Source organism: Candidatus Beckwithbacteria bacterium (genome assembly GCA_012797845.1).
Classification (GTDB): Bacteria; Patescibacteriota; Microgenomatia; order UBA1400; family UBA1449; genus JAAZOH01.
Window position 1 is genome coordinate 39,645 of sequence record JAAZOH010000002.1, and the last position, 20,572, is coordinate 60,216.

The following is a 20,572-nucleotide window of genomic DNA, read 5'->3' on the forward strand; positions in this document are numbered from 1 at the left end:
TTACTTAAACAAATAGTTAACACCCATTAAAGCTAATTTATTAATAACCAAAATTATAAAATAAATAAGAAAAGCGAATGTTGAATATTTTAAGATGCTTAAAAAAAATTCTAATTTTTGATTACATACATTTTGCTTCTTTAAAATAAAAGATTTTGTTTCTTCAAACTCTTTTTTATAGTAGCTTATCCATTCACTACTCTTCCAAGCATCGTTTTGCATTTCCATGATTCTTAATGTTACATCGTAGTATTTTTTATAGAATCTTAGTTCATAAATTGCTGCTAACTGTATAGCTAACATTACATTTGCTTTTGGGTTTTTCTCATCTAGAACAATTCTTCTTACTGTTTCATGATAATTTTTATATGTCTCTTCTCTAAGATGTTCACTTTTTGAAAGAAAATAATCGAAAAAATTTTCTAAAACTGACATATTTTAATTCTTTTTTTAGTATTTTTTTGCAAGTTAATTTTAACTATTTTATAAAGTAAAGCTAAAGTCTTTTTAAAATATTTCCAAAATGAAATGATTAAAATTTTGCCATACTTTAAAATTAGTTTGGCAGTTTTATTTAAAATCCCAATAATCGTTTTGCCAACCTTAGTTTTGCGATAGATAAATAATAAAATGCCTGAGATTAAAACTAAAACTCCAGCAATGATGGCATAGAGTTTCCAACCTAAGTAAACTGATTCAGTGACTTTATTATCTTGATCAATACTGATTTGTTTACCAGCCTCAATTTTTTGAGCAACGTCTTTACCAGAAACTTCTACCTCACCGTCAGCAACTTTGACGTTAAATGCATTTTCATAATTACTGACAATAAATTTGGTATGCACATTTTTGACTAAAAAATATTCATTAGAATCTAAAGTCCCAGCGGTAAAAGCGGCCAATTTACTAGCAAACAAATCCATATCAAAACGGTCAAACTTGATGGCATAAATTTTGGCAGGAGAACTAAAGTCAGCCGTAATCTGGCCTTTTAAAAGCACTGGGTGCAAATAGTTGTCAGTTCCAAAAACAGTCCCTTCCAAAAAGGTCATACGACCCCAAGGCTCTTCGACGTTTAAAGTTAGCGTAGTGTTGGCCATATAAATCCGGCCGGGTAAAAGCTGGTAGTATGTCACTTCACCCATATTGTGCCAAGTGCCATTTTCATAATAAGAAATATTGTTGCTTGTACGATTGCCTGTCGGAGTTGGCTCGGGTGTAGCCGGATTGTAATCAGTTGAGTAATCGCCAACTTGATAGTATTTGATAGTTTTCTCCTCCTGGGTGGCAAAGAATAAGCCTTTATCATTGGCATGGACAAAAAGCGCATCTTCTTCGCGATTGCTTGGTAAAGTTGCCGGAGTTTTGTCTAGATTATTGTCAGTAAAAATTCGGATTGTGCGGTGATTTTGGTCTTTTACATAAGTGGAATAAATGGCATATTTTCCTCCAGGTGAAACCGAAATATCTAAAGGGTGACCTTTCGTCACTACATCTTTTTCCCAGGTTTTGTTAGCATTTCTAAACAAATAGGCCTTGTCACTAGTTATTATGGCAATACTACTGGTATCCTGGCTGCTATCAATAACTCTGACATTGCCATTAACGTTACCAAGATTAGTAATGACCGTATCATTAAAAGTTTGCAGACACTCACCGCCGCCCTTTGGACAATCAACTATCACATTATTACTGGTAGTAAAGTGAAGTAGACCTGGATAAGACATAGGTGCCTTGCTATTTTTGATGCCTTCAATATCAAATCTGGTGTAGGTGTACATACCTTTATTCATTAGCCTGAAAGGATAGATATAAAAACCATCAGGAGAAACATCACACTCACCGGCGCTGCCAACATCATTGATTTCCTGAGAAACAAATTCATGGCCTGAGCTATCAAATAGTTTTAAAAAATTACGACTATTTTTAGTGGTTCCAAAAGTGCCAATATGACTAAACAGAGCGGTTGTATTGCCGTCATAAGAAGTATCCAAACAGGCATGGGATTGACCACCAGTAGCGATAGTATTGCGCACTACTCTGATCTGATTGCCAGTTAAACTATCCAAAAAATAAACACTGCCGGAAAGATTTTGATTTTTAGTCGTGTAAAGGATAACCATTTTGCCATCTTTGGTAGCAGCCATTTGGCTAAAAATTTCCTCACCGCGGTCAAGTTGCCAGAGCAGTTGAGGTTCACTAAAAATATTTATCCCTCCGTCAGTTAGCCGGCCATTAAGTGGTTCAATTACAAACTCCAAATTTTGATTGTTTGGCACAGCATTAACCGTTTGGCCAATAGTTTTATAGCCAGGAGCAGTGATAGTAAAAAAGTACTCACCGGGCTGCATGCCTGGCAAAGGTCCAGTCCCAGGCACATCGGAATCAAAACGCCAATCCTGATTACTAGCCATGACATGGGCATTTACCAGATTACCACTACGGTCTTTAATAGTGATAGTAAACAAGACATCTTGATCTTTGAGGGTAAAATCAACCTGATTTAAAGTCAGATTGCCTTCATCACAAGGGTTAAGACCATCGCCCATTTTAAATTCCAGCTCTTTCGTTTCCGTTTGGCTAAAGTCCGGATGGGTCACAGTGATGGTAACTTTGCCGAGCTGATTAATGCCTTGTAAATAAAATGAGCCGGTATTTTTACTAGTGGTGGTACTTTGACCAGTGCTAGCGGTAACCGTGGCTCCAGCCACCGCTTTGCCAAACAAATCTTTGACATTGCCTCTGACCGAGCCAGAATACAGTGGCAAGGAAAATTCATGAGAGCTAACTTTCTGACCGTTATCAAAAGCGACCAGCTCATAGTTTTTAGTTTTGCCGCAGTACGCATTATCAGTAGAAACATCAGGAGCAATAAAAGTATTAAAATTAAACTGGTTTAAACCCTGAACCGTTTGGGTGCTTTGCCAAATAGCTGTTTGGTCAAAATTACCATTATATTTATTTTCAAAAATTTTAACTGTCACTGCCCCATTTTCTTCACCAGTATTTTTGATATTAAAATCAATCAAAAAATTATTGAGTGTGTTTTGCTCCAATCTTTGGGTAAAATTATCAATTTGGAATGACGGTGGGGTTGGCAACTTATCAATGGTTAGGATAAAGGTATTATTAGTTTCATAATATTCAGGAATCATTTGCGAAGGATCAACGTTAAAAATGACTTTAGTTAGCTCGCCTTCGGGTGGTGTAAAGGGAATGGTTTTGAGCCAGAGAAATGGCACATTGTAGTTATCAGCATCTGATTTTAAGAATTGTAAATATTTGGAAAAATTACTTTCTTCAATCAAAAAATCACCCACAATATCGCCGGCAGTTTTAGGCGGACCATTGCGTGCTCCAAAATAAATCAGTTCAGGAATAGTTTCTTTAAAAAGCTGCCCGCCACCAGAAACTTGACCATCGCGATTACGGGTATGCCCCCAACTAGCCTCGGCCTCAATATCGGCAGCATAAGCTTTGCCATTGTTAACTACTTTAAAAGTCAGAGTGTGATCGCGATCATTGTAAACCACACCATGATAGACAAAATTACCATACGGACTGCCGACGGAAATATCCGGAGCATAATACAATTCATCTTGAGCGCAGACATTGTGACAATCTTGCAGCTGAGGCACGATACAGTTCTCGATCAAAGGCTTGCAGACAAACCAAGCATTAAAAACCGTATCTACCGAAAAGCTGCTAATATCACCTTTTTTAGCCGCATCATACACATCCTTCATTAAAGAAATGGCTTTTCTGATGCTGCCAAATTTACCGACAGAACAATTTTGCTGAAACAAATCCCAACAGTAAGAACCTTGCCAGACAAATTTGTAGGTAGCGCATTGGGCATAACACACTTTTTCGCTCTGAGGATAGGCGTAAGTTTTTTTAGGGAAAACAAATAAACTAAAAAATAAAAAGGTAAAAAGAGAAAAGAGAAAATAGTATTGTATTAAAGCTTTTTTCACTTGTGTAAATTTTGTTTTATTATAATACTTTTTATTTTTTTACAACATATGCTTTTCAAGCTTTAATAATATAAATTATTAATTGATATCTCAAGATGATAAAATACACGACCATATGGAAAGAATGACGTCATTTTTAGGAAGCAGAAAAAGAGAAGTGCTTAGCAAAATAGCTGAACCAATACTTATTATTTTACTAAGTATTGCACAACCAGCTTCTGAAGCTTCTGCTCAAAATCCAGCAACTGATAATAATACAGCTATTATAGATATAGTGCCTGGATTTTTAGAAATAAGTCCATCGTTTTCAGAAGGTGAATTTAATATCAAAGTTTCTGATGCTAGAGGAACCGGAGCAGGATGGTCTTTGTCAATGCAATGTTCTGGCTTACCAGAAAGTTGCCCAACAATTTCTAATACAGAGCCTATAACCATTATTGCTGGACAAGATGAAGAAGGGACAATGCCTTCCAGCAGCTTAAATCAATTGCCAATAAAAACAAGCGATGAACCTTTAACAATTTTATCTGCTGGTCAAGATCAAGGAATGGGAACTTATATATTTTCTCCTCAAGTAGTTTGGGAAGGTTCATTACCAGATTCTGAAATAATTATTTTGACTATACAGTAGTCAGTATTACTCAAAACCGTGTTCTTTTTTCCAAACCTCTAAATCTTCTTGCATTTTTTGGACGGCCGCATCATGGCTAGCATTCATTTCAGCTACCCTATCTTCGTAGGCTTTGTGTTGGGCAGCTACTTTTTCTTCCCAGGCTTTATCTTGCTCGGCTTTGTATTTTTCAAAGTCAAAATCAGAAGAGTTATTTTGAGAAACTTGAGTTGGTGTCGGTGTAGCTTGAACCTGATAGTTGTACTGGTATTGATTAGTAGTTTTTGGAGCAATAGTTGGAACTGCTGTTGGTTTAGGAGTTGTAGTAGCTGTTGGAGTTCCAGTTGGCGGAATCGGAATAGCTTTAAAAGCTGAGGCTTTATCATCTTCTGGCTGTGGAGCAAAAGCCTGTTCAAAAGCCTCAACTACTTCATTAATTTTTTTATTAAAAATAGAGGTAAATGAGTCGGGGTTAAAATCAGCCTCAACCCCCTTGGTATATTTAATTGTCAGAAATAAGAGTGATCCTATTAGTAAAAAAACCAAGAAAATTGGAAAGAAAATATTTGATTTGTATTTTTTAGGAACAGTGTGAATAGAGTTGTTAGGTTTTTTTGAGGGCATATAATTAAATCTTTATTATCTATAAATTATAGCAAGACTTTCAAAACTCTCTGAATAACAAAAAGTATAGACATCTTATAATTTTATTGGTAAAAATTAGTATATTATTTTCAAACTTAAAATATGGAAACTCAATTTAACCAAAGCGAGGCTGGTAAAGAAAAAGATTTTCAATATGAAGAAATATTATTAATTCAAAGCGCAGACTCTGAATTAGGACTGAGTCTGCAAGAAATTGGTTTCAAAACAACTATTTTAAGCTTAGAAGAGTTCCCTTCAAGCATTTTGGATTTAAATAAATATGGCTTAGTTATTTCAGATCAAGATATAGACGCTAATCAAATAGGGCATGATATAGTGCTAGCGGTGTTAAAAGAACCAAATGAGACTACAAATCCCTTTAGTGGTTATTTAACTATATCGAGAAACGATCTAGTAATAGTTTTGCAATTAATAAAAGACTCTCCAAACTTAAGAGTTGCGTTGGGAAAATTAAAATACTATTTATACCTTGAGGCAAGAGAAGCTCAAAAAGCTGACCCTGACAGTTTTTGGAATGATGCATCAGAAAATACAGATTTTGATGTTGTTGCTTCATTTAATCTTTTAAAAACTCATCCCCGCTTTAATAAACTAAAAGAGAGATATCCGGGACTAATAGATTTTGAGCAGATATTAAAAGATTCTGAGCGTAGTTTTTTTTCTAAAAGGCTTGTAATTCACTGTCTTTGGCAATTACTTTATCATTTATCTATCGGAAGTTCTGAAGAACATTATGCAATGCTTTTTACTAACTTAGAGAAGTATCTTATAGAATTGACATAAAATACTTATTTAAATTTAAAGGATTTATTTGTCATATAATTAGATTAATTATTTACACATACATCATATTGTAGCAAAATTACTATTAAGTTAAAAAATTATTTAATCATTATGAGTGGACCAGAAGATGGAAAATCAAAAGAAACAACCATAAAAAAAAGTATTGGAAGTGCATTAATTGTTGAAGATCTTTTAAATATAAGAGAACTAATGGAAGCAATTCTTAAAAGAAGACTTAATGAAGAAGCAGTAATTATAGTAGCGGAAAGTGGAGAAGAAGCATTAGAAAAATTGACTAATAATTCTATTAAACCTGATTTAATAATAACTGATCTACGGTTAAAAGGAATCAGTGGTATTGAGACACTAAAGAAAGCACGAGCCTTGTTTGGAGAAGATGTGGGTTTTAATCATGTTTGTCTTGTGTCAGGAACAATGGACCAAACGCCTGAAGAACAAAATTTTTTAAATAGCATCGGAGCTGTTTGTAAAATTAAAGGAAATCCTGTCACCCTTATAGAAGAACAAATAAAACTGGCAACAGAAAAACTAAATCAAGAACCTGTAACACCTCCTGGTGATTAATTTAGAATTACTTCATTTCAAAAATTTGCACCTGTCAGGGTTTTAGGTCTATGTAAAGTCCGGGCTGATCAATATTGCTGACTTTATATCAAATTATAATTTTGGTATTTACTAACTTTCCTTAATTCACTTTTTCCAGCCATATTTTATCAAGCAACGTATTAGCTTCTCTACCACGAATAGTTAATGAATGACACCCTTTAGCCAAACCAAATATTTTCGGATTAAATTCACTATTTTGCCAGTCACCATCGCCTCGCCATGAAACATATCTATTTGCAAATGTATTACCTGTTACTGGTATATCCCACAACATATAGTCACTCTCAGGCTCATGATCTATATTGATGTAAAAAGAATTTGATGATTCACTAGAAGCTTTAACTAAGGCAAGAATTTGGTAATATCCATCTTCAGGAGCAAATACCATAATTTCAGCTTTTCCTCCTGCTTTTATTTGATTGGTATTATTAGTTTGATAAACATAGTCATTTACAGCTACAAATGGGACTTCTACTGAACTACTTCCGAAATTATAAACACACTGAATAGCTGGAAGAAGATTAGTTGTAACCGGAGATGTAGTAGGTGTTGGCATTGGTGTTGATGTAGAAATAGGAGTCGGAGTTGGTGTGGGCATCGGAGTTGGTGTGGAAATAGGAGCTTCTTCGCCAGATACAGAAGATAAAACCATATCGTTGCTGTACCAAAGATATTCTATGGCAAACTTTTTAGCCCGAATTGCATTAAACAGCCAAATCTCATTATCAGTCATATAGCGATTTTGTGCTGACCAAAAAGGAATTGAATCTTGAGGAAAAGCGAGATAGTCTGGCTTGACCAAGTGATGAAACATCATAATATCAATGTAATCGTTATGATATTTTTCAGAATCAAGAAAATTTAAATAAGAATATTGATTAATACATTCTGTCCCATCAATATTCCAATCATCTCTACCTCCAAAGCTACTAGGCATATTGGTTCCTATAAAAATATAGCGAATGGGATCAATATAGGGCTTAAGTGCTCGATAAACAGGTTCAACATTATGTTTAAATTCAGAAGGAATATCCTTATTCATTTTATAATAAAGTTGAGCTCCTTGACCCAACATATCAATTGTTACACAGGTATATTGAGGATGAGGATGATAATTATGGTTATCTAATAAATAATTTGAATAAACATTATTTGTACTAATCGATTCATAAGAATTATTATCACCTTTTCTAGTTAGTGAATGAAAAGCGTAAGCCTTAGCTTTTTCTTGCCAGTTACTATTGTCAAACATTAATCCTTCTAAAGCTAAAATTGCAGCTCTTCCAGCATTTTCTTCACCTTTAGAATCATTAACAAATGTATCTTTATTATTACTTAACGGGGGAACATTATCTAGAATAAATTCTGCATTACGTTGTAGTGAAGATTTAATATCTTGTCTTAGTTCTTCAGGTAATTTTGGCCACAACAGCCAAGCCGCAAGGCCATAAGAATAAGCTTGAAGATGGAGTGTGTTGCAATTGGCTACGTTAATGTCAGTACAATTTGCTTGATAATCAAATGTTTTAAAAGTTTTAGTGGCTTCAGATAAACTATTAATTGCCCTATTTAAATTTATAGGATCTTCATTTTCACGATATTTGACAGCAAAAACTAAAGCTGAATCAGACAAGATTCGCAACGGTGTTTTAAACTCATTTTTTATACTCAAATCTTTTTGGCCACCAACAATCTTTTCGTTGTCTTTATCTATAAAATTAGTTGTGAACTTTCTACTGCTATTAGCATAATCTTCAATATATTTGTCAATATAAGATAAAGCTTGGCCACGCATATCTTGATCAAAGGCAGTAATTTGAGTTTGTTTAAAATCATCAAAATAAATTGCTTTATCTTTTTTTGCCCAGTTTATTGCTAAAACCAAACTAGAAACTTTAGTCATATCAGGTTTAATTGCTTGATTGCCTTCTAATGCTGTAGCCATACTCAAATTAACTTCATCAATACGTGCATAAGTGCCTCTATCCGTTGTGATAATTTCAAAACTATGCCAGCCTGTACTTCTTTTTACTCCAGTAAAAATTCCTTTAGTGCTACTATTATCTATAGTTCTGTAATAATAGTAATTTGGTGCAAGTGTTGGATGAACTCCCAGCATCACATATTTGTTTTCATCTCTAGCCATTAAAAAACCGCCAACATCATTGGTTCCCGGGTCATAAAACTTTATGGAAAAAATACCTTGCTGTGGTAATTCAAAGGTTTTAATTACCTGAGCAGCACTTCCATCAGAAGTGAGTTTTAAAGAAAAATCACCTTCGTTTTTGATATGACTATCAAATGAAACTTGTTGTTCATCATTGGAATTAATTGCCCAGCCATTCAAATCATTATTAAATCCACTAGCAATAATCGTTTCTCCTTCCAAATTTTGGTAAAAAACCTCAGCTTGTTTTTCGGTTTTCTTATTAAAAAATAAAAAATATAATATTAACGCAATTAAAAAAAATGTTAAAAAAACAAATAAATATTTATATTTATTGAAAATCCCAAAATGTGTTTTTAATTGTAAAAATTTATCTTTTAAATTCATAAATATTCTTTTTAATAAAATTATTTTTTAATATTCATCCATAAGTTAAATACAAAGATAACTTTATCATCTTTATTAGCTAATTTCAAAAATCTGCGCCTGCCAGGGTTTTAAGTCTATATACAAACCATGGGTAATAATATCTTGGGTTTTATATACAAACTCTTTTTCAGACAGTTTTTCCAAAAACTTTGTTTTCTCTTGTTGGTTATTTATATCCGGCAATCTAATATTGGCTTGGCTATCATGGGAAGAATAGTTGATCACAAAAATAACCCGCTGCCCATCTTTTTCCCATTGATAGGCAATAATATCTAGATGATTTAACTTACCCACACTTTGAGCAGTGAGCTTTTGCCAGTTACCACTGTGTAACACATCTTGATTTAAAAGTCCTAATATTTTTTCATAATATGCTAATAAACCTTTGTGTACTGGTTCTTCGTAAGCTCGAGCCAGTTGTACTGGTATTTTATGGCTGCGGCCCTCTAACTGACCTTGATGCAATAAACGCATACCAGGTAGCGTAGCTGTTAGTGTGGCAGCAGCAGGTGATTTGATATAACCAAACTCAGCTACAACTCTAGGCTCGTCATGGTTTTCGACAAACCTAGTCCATTTAGAGCTCATTCTTTCGGTTTGCAGATACATACTGATTTCTGAGGCATGATCGGTTTTAAGCATATCGTAAAGCTTTTTATCATAGGTAAAATCAAAACCTAATCCCTGAAGCTGTTGCTCTCTCTCCCAATAGACTTCAGCAATAAAAACAAAATCAGGAAAATCTTTTTTAACATCGCTAATGACTGTGTCCCAAAACTCGCAGTCAGGATATGTCCAGCCACCTTGTTCTAATTGAGCTTTCCAAGTAGAGGCAAAAATATCATTAAGAGCCAACATAGCCATATCGCAGCGTAAGCCATCACAATGGCTGGCAATTTCGCTTAACGTAAAAAGTAGTGCTTCTCTAGTTTCGGGGTTAAAGTAATTAAGTTGAGCAGTATCGGTCCAAGGTGGAAAATAGGGATCACGGCCATGAGCAATATAAAACTCTTCGTCACCAAGATTAACGGGGAAATAATCATCCTTCATTTGAGCAGCTATTTCAGCTGTAGTTTGAATGTAGTACTGCGGATGATCCTTGACCCATTTATGGTCTAAAGCCGTATGATTGGGTACAAAATCCAAAACTACTCCAATACCTAGCTTGTGTAGTTTTTCCCGGACTTGATCAAGTTCATTCCAGTCACCTAAATTTGGGTTGATGTCATAATCCCGGATGGCATATGGTGAGCCAATTACATCTTCTTGGGTCCAATCTGGCAAAGCTTGGTAATAATCTTCATGCAAATATGTTAGCGAAGCTGAAACACTGACACCCAATCTGGTTGGTTTCCAGATTCCCATTAGCCAAAGATAGTCAAAACCTAGGTCTTTGAAACGTTGCCAATACTTATCAGGAATCTGATTGAGCGTGATAGACTTACCGATTTCTTTGGTAATTTCTCTCAGCCAAACACGAGTATTAATTTCATACAAAGTAGGATTGGGGCGAAATTTCATGGGCAGTTGTTCTCAAAAATGAATTAGGATATTATTGTCAAATACTATTAAAGCAAATCTAGCTATGAAACCGCAAACCCTAATTGCTTTTGCTGCTACTTTATTATTAACCGCTTGTTCTGTTTCAGTGACTGATGCAGACCAAGTTCCCAGTCCAAGCCCAAAGGAGATACCTATGAGTCAAGCACCAGCCATGCAAATTGATGCAGAAAAAAATTACACCGCTATTTTAAAAACTGATAAAGGCGATATTACAATTGCTTTAAATGCTAAAGCTACACCAATTACCGTCAATAATTTTGTTAGTCTTGCTAAAAAAGGTTTTTATGATGGTACAAATTTTCACCGGGTAGTTGAAGGTTTTATGATCCAAGGCGGTGATCCTAGCGGGAATGGGACTGGCGGACCAGGCTATCAATTTGATGATGAATCGTTTGAAGGTGAGTACACTCGTGGAACTGTAGCAATGGCTAATGCTGGTCCAAATACTAATGGTAGCCAATTTTTCATCATGCATCAGGATTATGATTTACCAAAAAATTATGTGATTTTTGGTAAAGTTACTGACGGTATGGATATAGTTGACCAAATTGCCACCTCAGAAGTGACAGCTGGAGCCGGGGGAGAACTTTCTAAGCCACTTTCTCCAACTCTTGTTCAGACTGTAAAAATTGTTGAGAACTAGGCTTCTCTGGAGCAGGGATTAGAGTTGCTTGAATACCATGAAGTTCTAAAAAGGAAACAATAACTTGGCTCCAATACTTTACTAAAACGAGTTTTTGAGCTGTAGTAAATCGATCATACTTAGTTCTTTTGCTTACTATTTCTTTAAGAAATTCGTATTTGAGCTTTATATCTTTAAATTGCTCTAGAATTTTTACATCATTTATAAAATGAATTTGTTTTAGCGCCATTAAAAGACCACCTAGTGAATTTAATGTCATTCTATTGTTTGCAAGAGCATCTTCGGGTTGAGGAGATTGTTGATGCCGCCATGTTAGACGCGCTTGATGATTTCCTGCAAGATTATCTGAAATTAAACACGAACTCAGAAAAGTACATAACATATTAATTCCTGGATAGTTACTTTTACCCTGAAAACAATATCCTCTATCATGGATAACTAAACCCACTTTATCAGGATCAGCAAAATCTGAATATTCTATTTCCCCATGATCGCTTAAATATGACTCTGGTCTATTTCCAGTATTTGCGTTTGCTATTGCCTCAAGCATAAAACTTTTTCTTTTTTATAAATTTATAAAATAATTATGGTTTATCTTGTTCTAGGGCCTTTTTTAAGCCTTCTAAAAACCCGCTTGAATTAGCTGAATTTTGGATAACAGTGCATCCAAAAACTTGTTCAAGTATATCTTTTACTAGTTGAGTAGTTTCTTGACACCATTCTTCCTGAGTCCTCTCTTCTCTTTTTCCTCTAAAACCCTCTCTAAAATTATTGATCCTTTCCAATAACTCTGGATATTTTTCAGAAATTTCATTTAAAAAACCTGGCTCAGTCTCCTCAATTACATTAATTCCAGCTAATAATACAGATATAGAGTTTGTCTTTATGCGATTTTTTTGAAGATAGGTTTGTAAAGTAGGAAATGTATTTAATGTTTTAAAAAAAACTTCTCTCTTAGCTTGTGATGGAAAATCATCAGCAAAATAAGGTTTTTCTAGAAAACGAATCAGGTTTTTTTTAAACATAGTTCTAAGTGATTCAGATATCTGACTTTGCTCTTGATGATCTATTACTATGTAACCCATATCAAAAACAGTAAAAACAAGATTATGAATACTACCATCGACTTCTAAAGACCAAGGAAATTCATCAAACCTAACTGTATCAACTGTAGGAGCTTCATTCATATCTTTATTTTTAAGATAATTATGTATTCGCCAATAAGTTATATGATAATATGAAAGAGTAACATGTAAAAATGTAATTTTTAGAAAAGGAGATTTTTATGAAAAAGATAAGCTATTTTTGGATTCTAGCCATCAGTTGTTTGATGTTGGCTTCATGTGATGTAATTGTCAATATGACTCCAAAAGCGGCTTCAGATGCAAATGAATCAGCAGCTAAAGCAACTCCCGCTCCCAGCTCAACCCCAGAAGAAGTTACTTTTGAAGATGAACAAGCTCAAGATGATGAGCAGCCTGGTGAAGAGGCTCGAATGGAAACTAAGCAACAAGTTGCCCAAATAGCTCTGACTCAAGCCATGGCTCAGCTTCATAATAAAGTCTATGATGATGTGAATCTAACTATTGGCAAATTTGATGGTGACTATGCTTCTGGTGGAGTTAAATTTGCTGGGGAAATGGGTGGTGGTTGGTTTTTAGGAGCTAAAGAAAATGGAGCTTGGGTTATTGTTCAAGATGGTAATGGTACTATTTCTTGTCAAAAAACTGACCCCTACAACTTTCCGGTAGATATGGTGCCAGAGTGTTATGATGAAGTAACTATGCAGATAGTACAAAGATAAATATATATGAATACTATTTCTCAAGAAGGTCAAAAACCAATTGGTTTTGAAGGTTCTGCAGTAAGTAGTGAAATACAAGATTTATTAGCAAAACTTCTTTTTGTGAGTGACCCTAAAGAAAGAACAGCTATTTCGCAAGAAATTGAAAGATTAAAACAATCACCAGAAGCTCAAAAGGACGCACAAAGACAATTTGAAGCTTCTAAGTTGGAATAGATTTATAAGAGCCGCGCAACACGCGGCCCCTTATTATCACCTCTACTTTACTGTCACACTTTTTGCCAAATTTCTAGGTTTGTCCGGATCAGCCCCTCGTTCTAAACCCAAGTAATAGCCAAGTAATTGCCCCACCATAATATTGCCAAAAACACTCAACTCGCCTAAGTCTGGGGTTTGGATCCAAGTATCAAACTCAACTGAGTTTTTAGGGCCAACGCCAATTACTTGCCCACCCCTAGCTTTAACTTGAGCTGCTGAAGAGCAAATTTCACTGAAGTACTGATCAAAATTAGCCAAGACAAAAATCGGGGTGCCTTTTTCAATCAGACTAATAACTCCATGCTTGAGCTCACCGGCTGCAAAAGCCTCTGCATGGATGTAGCTGGTTTCTTTAATTTTTAAAGCAAATTCCAAAGCAGCTGGATAATTTAAATCTTTGCCGATCACAAAAATATGGTGGTTTTTTGCTAGTTTTTTAGCTAAGCTTTGCAATTGATTCATCTGCTTTGCCTGCAAAAATGAGCTAATTTTAGAAAAGTCAGATAGCTGAAATTTTCCGTTTAAATACTGAGTAATTCTAACCATATGAGCTAGTTGCGAGGTAAAGGCTTTAGTTGAAACTACAGCTATCTCTGGTCCAGCAGCTACTGGAATAGTCAAATCAGCTAGACGTTGCAAAGTTGAACCTTGAGCATTAACTAAAGCAATTACTTTAGCACCCTTCTTTTTGGCGGCTTTAATTGCCAGAAGTACATCAGCAGTTTCACCACTTTGAGAAAAAGCTATAATCACGCTTTTTTCAGTAGTAAAGTCTAAAAAAGACCGACACTCATGTGCCATATAAGCTCTACCAAAGGCACCTTGTTTGGCTAGTAAATACTCTCCTAGCAGTGCGCAATGATAAGCGGTGCCACAGCCAGTTAGCAATACTTGATCAGCTTTTTTAATTTGCTGGGCTGCGAGCTGATAAGTTTTACCTTCAGATTTGGCAATTTTTGGCAAAATCGTAGCCTGTTCGTTCACTTCTTTGATAAAAAAATGCCGGTAGCCTTCTTTAGCAATTTTTTGGTTGCCCAGGTGATTTGCCTGCTTTTTCTTTTGGATTGGTTTTTTATCAGCCACTTTAAAGTAAACAACTTCGTTTTCAGATATAACTACAGCTTCACCATCATCCAAGTAAACTACCTCTTTAGCTTTGCCAGCTAAGGCATTTTGATCAGAAGCCAAAAACTGCTCTTTACCATTAATTCCGAGTAGCAAGGGCGAGCCATCACGGCAGCCAATCAGCTGCTTACTTTGAGTATCAAAAACCACAATAGCATTGGAACCTTGCAGCTTGATAAAACTTTCCAAAGTAGCTGTAACAAAATCAGGTTTATGTTTAAGCTGTTCCTCAATCAAATGAGCAATGACTTCAGTATCTGATTGGGATGTGAAGTTATGACCTTGTTTTTCCAACCCTGCTTTCAGCTGGTTGTAATTTTCAACCATGCCGTTGTGCACTACTGCAATCCGGCCCCTACAATCAAAATGCGGATGAGCATTCGTTATGGTTACCCCACCATGAGTAGCCCAACGGGTATGACCTAAAGCAATGTGACCTTGAGGATATTTAGTTTCGGCTTGACCAATTTTGCCCACATGCTTTTCATACTTTAGTTTTCCATTTTGTAAAACTGCTAAACCCCAAGAGTCATAACCCCGATATTCCAAGGCCTTAAGGCCAGTCAAAACCGTTTGGCCAGCTTGACTTTTTGAATCATTAAAAATTGCAAATATGCCACACATACCTTAAATTTCAAATTGCAAATTTCAAATATTAAAATAAATATCAAATCACAATTTGATGTATTAAAAATAATTAGATAGAAATTAGAAATTGGAACTGGAGTAAATTCCTGACTTTTAGTAATAACTTTGTCACAAAATTACTTTTGGATTTAATTATTACATTGTGGGCTAAGTCTGACCCAGAAGGTTTCCGCAGATGCTAACCAGCTTATGCTAGTTGTCCGACTTCCCTCGATAAACTCGGGACCTTCTTCCTCGTCTCCCCTAGATGAACTCGGGGCCTTGCGCTCGTGCTACTTTTATGCTCCTTTACCTCCTTTCGCGTTAATTACGCTACCATAGTACAATAATCTTACCATATGTTTGCACGAGCATTTTATACTACAACTCTCAAACCTTTTTTGTCCAAATTTATCACTATCGACCTAGACTATGTCATCTCTGGTTCGTTTTGGCAAATTGGTCGGCAAGTAGTCAACAACCTAACCTCTTTAGTGGTAGCAGTGTTAATGGCCCGACAGCTGAGCCAATCAGCGTATGGTACCTACAACTATTTAATGTCGGTGTTGGGAATTGTAGTTTTAGCTTCTTTACCTGGTATGAATGCGGCTGTGACCCAAGCTTCAGCCAAAAAAGAACCCAACATTTTACTGCCTGCTTTTTGGGACAAAGTTAAATGGAGTTTATTAGGCAGTTTAGCTACTTTAGCTTTGGCAATTTATTATTATTTCCAAAACCAGCCAGAACTAGTTTTTGGTTTGCTGGTTATGGCGCTTTTTTTCCCCATTCACTTTTCACCCCAACTCTATGAAGCTTTTTTGCACGGCAAAAAACGATTTAAAACTACTGCCATATATGAATCAATTTTTAATATTATTTTATGCTTACTTTTTGTTATTACTCTACAAATAAGCTCTAACCCAATTATCTTTTTTGCTATTTATGTGATTACCCAATCAGTGCTCAAACTATTTTTTCTTTACAAAACATACCAGCAATTTCCAGCCAAAGATAAAACTCGGCCCAAAACTATGATTGTTTATGGTCGACATTTAAGCGTTTTAAATGCTGTTAGCATTATTTCTTCACAAATTGATCGGATTTTGCTTTTTACTTTTTTAGGCCCGGCTCAATTAGCCATCTACTCTTTGGGTATTTTGCCGTTGGAAAAAGTCCTGCTGGTTTTTAGTAACATCACCGCCTTAGCTCTACCCAAGTTTGCCGAAAAAACCTTGGGTCAAATTAAACTCAGCTTGCCAAGGCGCATAGTAGAGCTCATGGTGGTTGGTGCTTTTAGCGTCATAGTGTATTGGTTACTGGCTCCTCCATTTTTTAAAATATTTTTCCCAAAATACATAAGCTCAATTACCATTTCCCAGCTGTCCATGCTGGCCCTTATTTTCCGTTTGCCGGCTCTCCTACTACAGGCTTTTGGTCAGGCAAAAGTCACTCTTTTTCCTAAAAACTTTTTATATGCAACCAGCGTTATTCCGCAAATTTTCTTTATCCTGATTTTGTACGCTGCCATCTTTTATTTTGGGCTCTTGGGAGCTATTTGGGCTCGGGTTTTGATTGCAGCTATTGTACTAGTTGTCGGACTTTTCAACTGGAATTATTTGATCCGAATCCGCAGTGATAACAGTCTATGAAAACTTTGCAAGTAGCCTATCGAATTCCTCCTGATGGTAGGGGTGGCTTAGAAAACCACACTATCCAAATTTGTAAAACCCTGGCTCAAAGCAAAAATCAAGAAGTGGTTTTATTTACCCTTAAAAAAACAAAGCTGGGAAAATTTGCCCTGGAAAAGAAACAGTCCAAAGGAGTTTTGATCTATAGATTACTAGTGCCAATTCCACACAACCGCTTTCAGTTCTTCTTGCAGACTTTGCTTTTCAAACCAATCCTATGCATGGCTTTTATAAAAATTTTACTAGTAGAAAAACCCAAGCTAGTTCATTTTCGCCATTTACTTGGTTTGAGTGGCTTGCTTCCGGTTATAACTAAAATCTTAGGTAAAAAAACCTGTTTAGACCTGATTGATTACTGGTATTTGTGCCCGGCTATTACCTACCCCTGTTATGGACAGCTAAGCTTTTGTAGCCAATACTGTTTTTGGCAACAGGAATTAACAGCTCTAGGATTAGTTGTTCAAAACATTCCCTTTTTAAAATACTCCTATGCTAGAGGTATGGTCATTTGGCACCAATATTATTGGCGTTTTATTATCAATCATGTTGTAGACATGGTTTTGACTAATTCTTTGCATATCCAAAAGTTCTATCGCCAACATGGTTTTACTGCTAACAAAGTTGTACCCTGTGGAATTCAACCTTTTAAAGCTTTAGCTAAAACCAATCAAAATAAGATAGTACTTGGCTTTATTGGGACAGTTTCCCAAGCTAAAGGAATTGAGATTTTGCTTAAAGCATTTGCAAAACTTAGCAATAAAAATGTCACATTAGCTATATATGGGCCTGCTACTTCCAACTATCAAACTCTGTTTCAAAGATCTAAAAAAATTAGGTATTATGGCCCTTATCAATTGCGCGATTTGCCGACAATGTTGGCTGGAATCGATATTTTAGTGGTTCCTTCGGTTTGGGAAGAACCTTATGGTTTAGTAGTTCAAGAAGCCTTAATGAGCCAAACAGTAACGGTGGTTTCTAAGATTGGTGGCCTAACTGAGCAAATTATCGAAGGTAAAAACGGCTTTTTATTTACAGCTGGTAATTATCAAAACTTAGCTCAAAAATTGGAGCCATTAATAACTCATTTTGAAAAAATTAAAAACAGTCTTGATTACACATTAAAACGCCGTAGTCTCGAGGATGAAACCAAGGATTTGATCAAGTATTATCAAAATATTATTGGGGATTCTGAAACAAGCTCAGAATGACATTAATCATGGGACACTTGCAGCAAAAATACACCACAAATTATTTCTTACAATTTGACCAAAAGGGTCGGAAAACCAATTATGGCGTGGTGGGTTTGGAAGATTTTTTGTTGGGTCAACCCAGACCTCAGGATCAAAGTATTTTACGCAAAATTGATTTTAAAAATAAAAAAGTTTTGGATATCGGTTTTGGCCGAGGTGAAGTCATTAAATATGCCAAAGAGCATGAAGCTAAAAAAGTTATTGGTGTTGATTTTTCTAAACCAGCTTATGAAATTGCCCTGAATTTTCTAGACATACATCAGATCGAAGCCAAACTTTACTGCCAGGACGCGCTTAATTTTATCCAAAATACTAAGCAGCGATTTGATATTGTCATCATGTTTGATGTAGTTGAGCATATCCCCCGCTCTGAACTAACTAGACTCCTTAAGGCTCTCAAACTAAAACTTGCCCAAAAATCAATTTTACTGATCAATACCCCAGTATTTGCCCTTGATAATGATGTGGCAAAAGATGGGCTGAAGGCTCAAAACTTTGAAGACACCGATGAGATCGCCGCTACCAAAGATCTGCATATCAATCGTTATACCAAAACTTCTCTTAAAACCTATCTTCATAGTTTTGGCTTTTTTCCACTGTCTGGCCATATTTTTGTTTACCATTTATCAGGTCAAAATTGGTTCAACCCAATTGGTCATAACTGGCGAGTGGCTGCCAGCCAAGATTACCCAGTTAATCCCACAGTTTGGTACAAAAAAGAAGTTTATGAATATGCTTACTCCAGAAAACAAAAACGCTTGGAAAATAAAAAACTAAGTAACAAACTTCTCAGCTTTCCTAAGTGGTTTGTCAAAGCTTGTCTTTACCGCCTTGATTACCGGACAGCTGAGGAAAAACGGCGAGCTCAAATTCAGACACTGCCGATCCTTTATGGGCCCAAGCGTGGCCAAAAAATTAGCGGCAATGTCTTTACCGATCTTAAATTCCAGAAGCAACTTCTTGGTCTTCGAAAATAGTGTCATTCTGAGAAACGTAGTGACGAAGAATTTTTTTTTAGATCCTTCGTCTCCGTTTGCGACGGTTTCCCTCAGGATGATACAAAGAAAAAAGTACCACACATAATCTTGGGCTTGCAAAAAATCTCCAAAATCAGTATATAGATAGGTATATTGTTACTGCTGCCTAAGTAACCTGATACGTTATGGACACAACCAGTAAAACCTTGGAACTTCGAGTCAAAGATTTTCTCAAACAAATCAGTCTTAATGAAGCCACAATTAGCACTATTTTGGGTGGTCTAGTAGTAGTGATTGTAGCTTTGCTGATTTATAACTATGTCAAACAGCTAGGCACAGAAGCCCAGATCAGTAATACAGCTGCCAGCACTAGCAATGAAGAGCTTATAAAGCTACAGGCTGGTAGCAACACGTACAAAGTCCAAGCCGGTGAAGGCCTTTGGCAGATTGCTGAAAAAGAATATGGTAATGGGGAGTTTTGGACCGATATTGCTCAAGCCAACTTATTGGACAATCCTGATTTTGTTGAACCTGGCCAAATCTTAGTCTTGCCTCAAGTTGATAAATCCAAATTTGGGCAAATCTTATCAGCATCTTCCACCCAAAAACTGACTAGCAATACTTATACCGTTCAGTTAGGTGATGATCTTTACAATATTTCAATCAAGGCTTATGGTACTGGCGAACGCTTCATGGAAATAGCTCAAGCCAATAATTTAGCTTCTCCTGATTATTTGGAAGTCGGTCAGGTCCTGACAATTCCCAGAAATTAACGGTATAATAAAAAATTGAAATGCGGGTATAGTATATCGGTATTATGCTACCTTCCCAAGGTAGAGAGACGGGTTCGACTCCCGTTACCCGCTCAAAAGAAAAAAACAAATTTTGAGAATTATTTTACATATTTAGAGGCATTACTTGTATATGACCACTTGTTGGGCAAGTGTCCTGGGTGGGTGTAATAGAAAGTCCCAAGAACATATAGTTTCCAGAAATATAATAAAAAAATTGGAAGTAAAAAATACTATTTCAATTTTTGGCGCTCCATGGAATGAATGTGGAGTAACTCATCTTAACCCATCATCTTTAACTTCAGGTATATTGTGCAGAAAACATAATCAAATGTTATCTGAGGTTGACTTAGAGGCAGGAAAATTATCTACCATACTAAACGATATCTTTATTATTTTAATAGATAAAAAGTACGATAAAACTAACATAGAAAAAAAATTAAATGGCAAATAAACTACACACGGTCTAAAGACCGTGGTTTTAATCCTTCTCTGGCATAATTTCTTTATTGTCTTTAATGTACTTTTTTATTTGTAAGTAATTGGTTTTACCTATGGTTTCAGCAAAGTAGCCATCAGCCCAAAAA

At 35.7% G+C, this 20,572-nt stretch carries 20 protein-coding genes and 1 tRNA gene; 12 read left to right on the forward strand and 9 right to left on the reverse strand.

Annotation, left to right across the window (positions count from 1 at the left end; genetic code table 11):
* Positions 1–435, reverse strand: a complete 435-nt coding sequence (locus GYA49_00370) for a hypothetical protein (GenBank protein ID NMC35479.1) — start codon at positions 433–435, stop codon at positions 1–3.
* Positions 423–3,977 carry a carboxypeptidase regulatory-like domain-containing protein gene (locus GYA49_00375; protein ID NMC35480.1) on the reverse strand — a complete coding sequence of 1,185 codons (3,555 nt, stop codon included), beginning with the start codon at positions 3,975–3,977 and terminating at the stop codon, positions 423–425. The genes GYA49_00370 and GYA49_00375 overlap by 13 nt, the downstream gene beginning before the upstream one ends.
* 115 nt (positions 3,978–4,092) lie before the next feature.
* On the opposite strand from GYA49_00375, the gene GYA49_00380 reads away from it, so the two are divergent.
* Complete coding sequence (locus tag GYA49_00380) at positions 4,093–4,608, forward strand: hypothetical protein (GenBank protein ID NMC35481.1); 516 nt, start codon at positions 4,093–4,095, stop codon at positions 4,606–4,608.
* A 6-nt stretch (positions 4,609–4,614) separates the two neighbouring features.
* Here the strand turns inward: GYA49_00380 and GYA49_00385 are convergent, their stop codons facing one another.
* Complete coding sequence (locus GYA49_00385; protein ID NMC35482.1) at positions 4,615–5,211, reverse strand: hypothetical protein; 597 nt, start codon at positions 5,209–5,211, stop codon at positions 4,615–4,617.
* 123 nt (positions 5,212–5,334) lie between these two features.
* Between GYA49_00385 and GYA49_00390 the strand changes: the two genes are divergently transcribed.
* Positions 5,335–6,036 (forward strand): hypothetical protein, encoded by a 702-nt coding sequence (locus GYA49_00390; GenBank protein ID NMC35483.1) that lies wholly within the window; start codon positions 5,335–5,337, stop codon positions 6,034–6,036.
* Positions 6,037–6,147: 111 nt separating this feature from the next.
* Positions 6,148–6,621, forward strand: coding sequence for a response regulator (locus GYA49_00395; protein NMC35484.1), 474 nt, complete (start codon positions 6,148–6,150; stop codon positions 6,619–6,621).
* Positions 6,622–6,742: 121 nt separating this feature from the next.
* Here the strand turns inward: GYA49_00395 and GYA49_00400 are convergent, their stop codons facing one another.
* Together GYA49_00400 and GYA49_00405 are read right to left on the reverse strand one after the other, a co-directional pair.
* Complete coding sequence (locus GYA49_00400) at positions 6,743–9,217, reverse strand: hypothetical protein (GenBank protein NMC35485.1); 2,475 nt, start codon at positions 9,215–9,217, stop codon at positions 6,743–6,745.
* A gap of 75 nt (positions 9,218–9,292) precedes the next feature.
* Positions 9,293–10,780, reverse strand: coding sequence for an alpha-amylase (locus GYA49_00405; protein NMC35486.1), 1,488 nt, complete (start codon positions 10,778–10,780; stop codon positions 9,293–9,295).
* 193 nt (positions 10,781–10,973) lie between these two features.
* On the opposite strand from GYA49_00405, the gene GYA49_00410 reads away from it, so the two are divergent.
* Complete coding sequence (locus tag GYA49_00410; protein ID NMC35487.1) at positions 10,974–11,465, forward strand: peptidylprolyl isomerase; 492 nt, start codon at positions 10,974–10,976, stop codon at positions 11,463–11,465.
* Here GYA49_00410 and GYA49_00415 read toward each other — a convergent pair.
* Positions 11,413–12,015: a hypothetical protein gene (locus tag GYA49_00415; GenBank protein ID NMC35488.1), complete on the reverse strand. Its 603-nt coding sequence runs from the start codon at positions 12,013–12,015 to the stop codon at positions 11,413–11,415. The two genes, GYA49_00410 and GYA49_00415, sit on opposite strands and share 53 nt — an antisense overlap.
* Positions 12,016–12,049: 34 nt before the next feature.
* The gene (locus GYA49_00420; GenBank protein ID NMC35489.1) at positions 12,050–12,652 is read right to left on the reverse strand and encodes a hypothetical protein; all 603 of its coding nucleotides are present in this window, start codon (positions 12,650–12,652) and stop codon (positions 12,050–12,052) included.
* A 98-nt stretch (positions 12,653–12,750) separates the two neighbouring features.
* On the opposite strand from GYA49_00420, the gene GYA49_00425 reads away from it, so the two are divergent.
* Together GYA49_00425 and GYA49_00430 are read left to right on the forward strand one after the other, a co-directional pair.
* Positions 12,751–13,269, forward strand: coding sequence for a hypothetical protein (locus GYA49_00425; GenBank protein NMC35490.1), 519 nt, complete (start codon positions 12,751–12,753; stop codon positions 13,267–13,269).
* A gap of 6 nt (positions 13,270–13,275) precedes the next feature.
* Entirely contained in the window at positions 13,276–13,485 is a 210-nt protein-coding gene (locus GYA49_00430) for a hypothetical protein (protein ID NMC35491.1), read from the forward strand.
* 42 nt (positions 13,486–13,527) lie between these two features.
* Here GYA49_00430 and glmS read toward each other — a convergent pair whose 3' ends face one another.
* Positions 13,528–15,276 (reverse strand): glutamine--fructose-6-phosphate transaminase (isomerizing), encoded by a 1,749-nt coding sequence (gene glmS / locus GYA49_00435; protein NMC35492.1) that lies wholly within the window; start codon positions 15,274–15,276, stop codon positions 13,528–13,530.
* A gap of 362 nt (positions 15,277–15,638) precedes the next feature.
* Here glmS and GYA49_00440 point away from each other — a divergent pair, with 362 nt between their 5' ends.
* From GYA49_00440 to GYA49_00465, 6 genes are all read left to right on the forward strand, one after another.
* Positions 15,639–16,928 carry an oligosaccharide flippase family protein gene (locus GYA49_00440; GenBank protein NMC35493.1) on the forward strand — a complete coding sequence of 430 codons (1,290 nt, stop codon included), beginning with the start codon at positions 15,639–15,641 and terminating at the stop codon, positions 16,926–16,928.
* A complete protein-coding gene (locus tag GYA49_00445) occupies positions 16,925–18,175 on the forward strand; it encodes a glycosyltransferase family 4 protein (GenBank protein NMC35494.1) in 1,251 nt (416 codons plus the stop codon). Before GYA49_00440 ends, GYA49_00445 begins: the two co-directional genes overlap by 4 nt.
* A gap of 8 nt (positions 18,176–18,183) precedes the next feature.
* Positions 18,184–19,194, forward strand: coding sequence for a class I SAM-dependent methyltransferase (locus GYA49_00450; GenBank protein NMC35495.1), 1,011 nt, complete (start codon positions 18,184–18,186; stop codon positions 19,192–19,194).
* A gap of 185 nt (positions 19,195–19,379) precedes the next feature.
* Positions 19,380–19,967 carry a LysM peptidoglycan-binding domain-containing protein gene (locus GYA49_00455; protein ID NMC35496.1) on the forward strand — a complete coding sequence of 196 codons (588 nt, stop codon included), beginning with the start codon at positions 19,380–19,382 and terminating at the stop codon, positions 19,965–19,967.
* 22 nt (positions 19,968–19,989) lie between these two features.
* A tRNA-Gly gene (locus tag GYA49_00460) sits at positions 19,990–20,060 on the forward strand.
* Between the two features lie 58 nt (positions 20,061–20,118).
* Positions 20,119–20,439: a hypothetical protein gene (locus GYA49_00465; GenBank protein ID NMC35497.1), complete on the forward strand. Its 321-nt coding sequence runs from the start codon at positions 20,119–20,121 to the stop codon at positions 20,437–20,439.
* 27 nt (positions 20,440–20,466) lie between these two features.
* On the opposite strand, the gene GYA49_00470 is transcribed toward GYA49_00465, so the two are convergent.
* On the reverse strand, positions 20,467–20,572 hold a 106-nt coding region (locus tag GYA49_00470), incomplete at its 5' end, for an IS200/IS605 family transposase (GenBank protein NMC35498.1).

What these genes read in the sequence shown, in the direction of transcription:
- GYA49_00370 (NMC35479.1), bottom strand. Translation starts at nt 435, where the DNA reads ATGTCAGTTTTAGAAAATTTTTTCGATTATTTTCTTTCAAAAAGTGAA.
- GYA49_00380 (NMC35481.1), top strand. Translation starts at nt 4,093, where the DNA reads ATGGAAAGAATGACGTCATTTTTAGGAAGCAGAAAAAGAGAAGTGCTT.
- GYA49_00385 (NMC35482.1), bottom strand. Translation starts at nt 5,211, where the DNA reads ATGCCCTCAAAAAAACCTAACAACTCTATTCACACTGTTCCTAAAAAA.
- GYA49_00390 (NMC35483.1), top strand. Translation starts at nt 5,335, where the DNA reads ATGGAAACTCAATTTAACCAAAGCGAGGCTGGTAAAGAAAAAGATTTT.
- GYA49_00395 (NMC35484.1), top strand. Translation starts at nt 6,148, where the DNA reads ATGAGTGGACCAGAAGATGGAAAATCAAAAGAAACAACCATAAAAAAA.
- GYA49_00400 (NMC35485.1), bottom strand. Translation starts at nt 9,217, where the DNA reads ATGAATTTAAAAGATAAATTTTTACAATTAAAAACACATTTTGGGATT.
- GYA49_00405 (NMC35486.1), bottom strand. Translation starts at nt 10,780, where the DNA reads ATGAAATTTCGCCCCAATCCTACTTTGTATGAAATTAATACTCGTGTT.
- GYA49_00410 (NMC35487.1), top strand. Translation starts at nt 10,974, where the DNA reads ATGCAAATTGATGCAGAAAAAAATTACACCGCTATTTTAAAAACTGAT.
- GYA49_00415 (NMC35488.1), bottom strand. Translation starts at nt 12,015, where the DNA reads ATGCTTGAGGCAATAGCAAACGCAAATACTGGAAATAGACCAGAGTCA.
- GYA49_00420 (NMC35489.1), bottom strand. Translation starts at nt 12,652, where the DNA reads ATGAATGAAGCTCCTACAGTTGATACAGTTAGGTTTGATGAATTTCCT.
- GYA49_00425 (NMC35490.1), top strand. Translation starts at nt 12,751, where the DNA reads ATGAAAAAGATAAGCTATTTTTGGATTCTAGCCATCAGTTGTTTGATG.
- GYA49_00430 (NMC35491.1), top strand. Translation starts at nt 13,276, where the DNA reads ATGAATACTATTTCTCAAGAAGGTCAAAAACCAATTGGTTTTGAAGGT.
- glmS (NMC35492.1), bottom strand. Translation starts at nt 15,276, where the DNA reads ATGTGTGGCATATTTGCAATTTTTAATGATTCAAAAAGTCAAGCTGGC.
- GYA49_00440 (NMC35493.1), top strand. Translation starts at nt 15,639, where the DNA reads ATGTTTGCACGAGCATTTTATACTACAACTCTCAAACCTTTTTTGTCC.
- GYA49_00445 (NMC35494.1), top strand. Translation starts at nt 16,925, where the DNA reads ATGAAAACTTTGCAAGTAGCCTATCGAATTCCTCCTGATGGTAGGGGT.
- GYA49_00450 (NMC35495.1), top strand. Translation starts at nt 18,184, where the DNA reads ATGGGACACTTGCAGCAAAAATACACCACAAATTATTTCTTACAATTT.
- GYA49_00455 (NMC35496.1), top strand. Translation starts at nt 19,380, where the DNA reads ATGGACACAACCAGTAAAACCTTGGAACTTCGAGTCAAAGATTTTCTC.
- GYA49_00465 (NMC35497.1), top strand. Translation starts at nt 20,119, where the DNA reads ATGACCACTTGTTGGGCAAGTGTCCTGGGTGGGTGTAATAGAAAGTCC.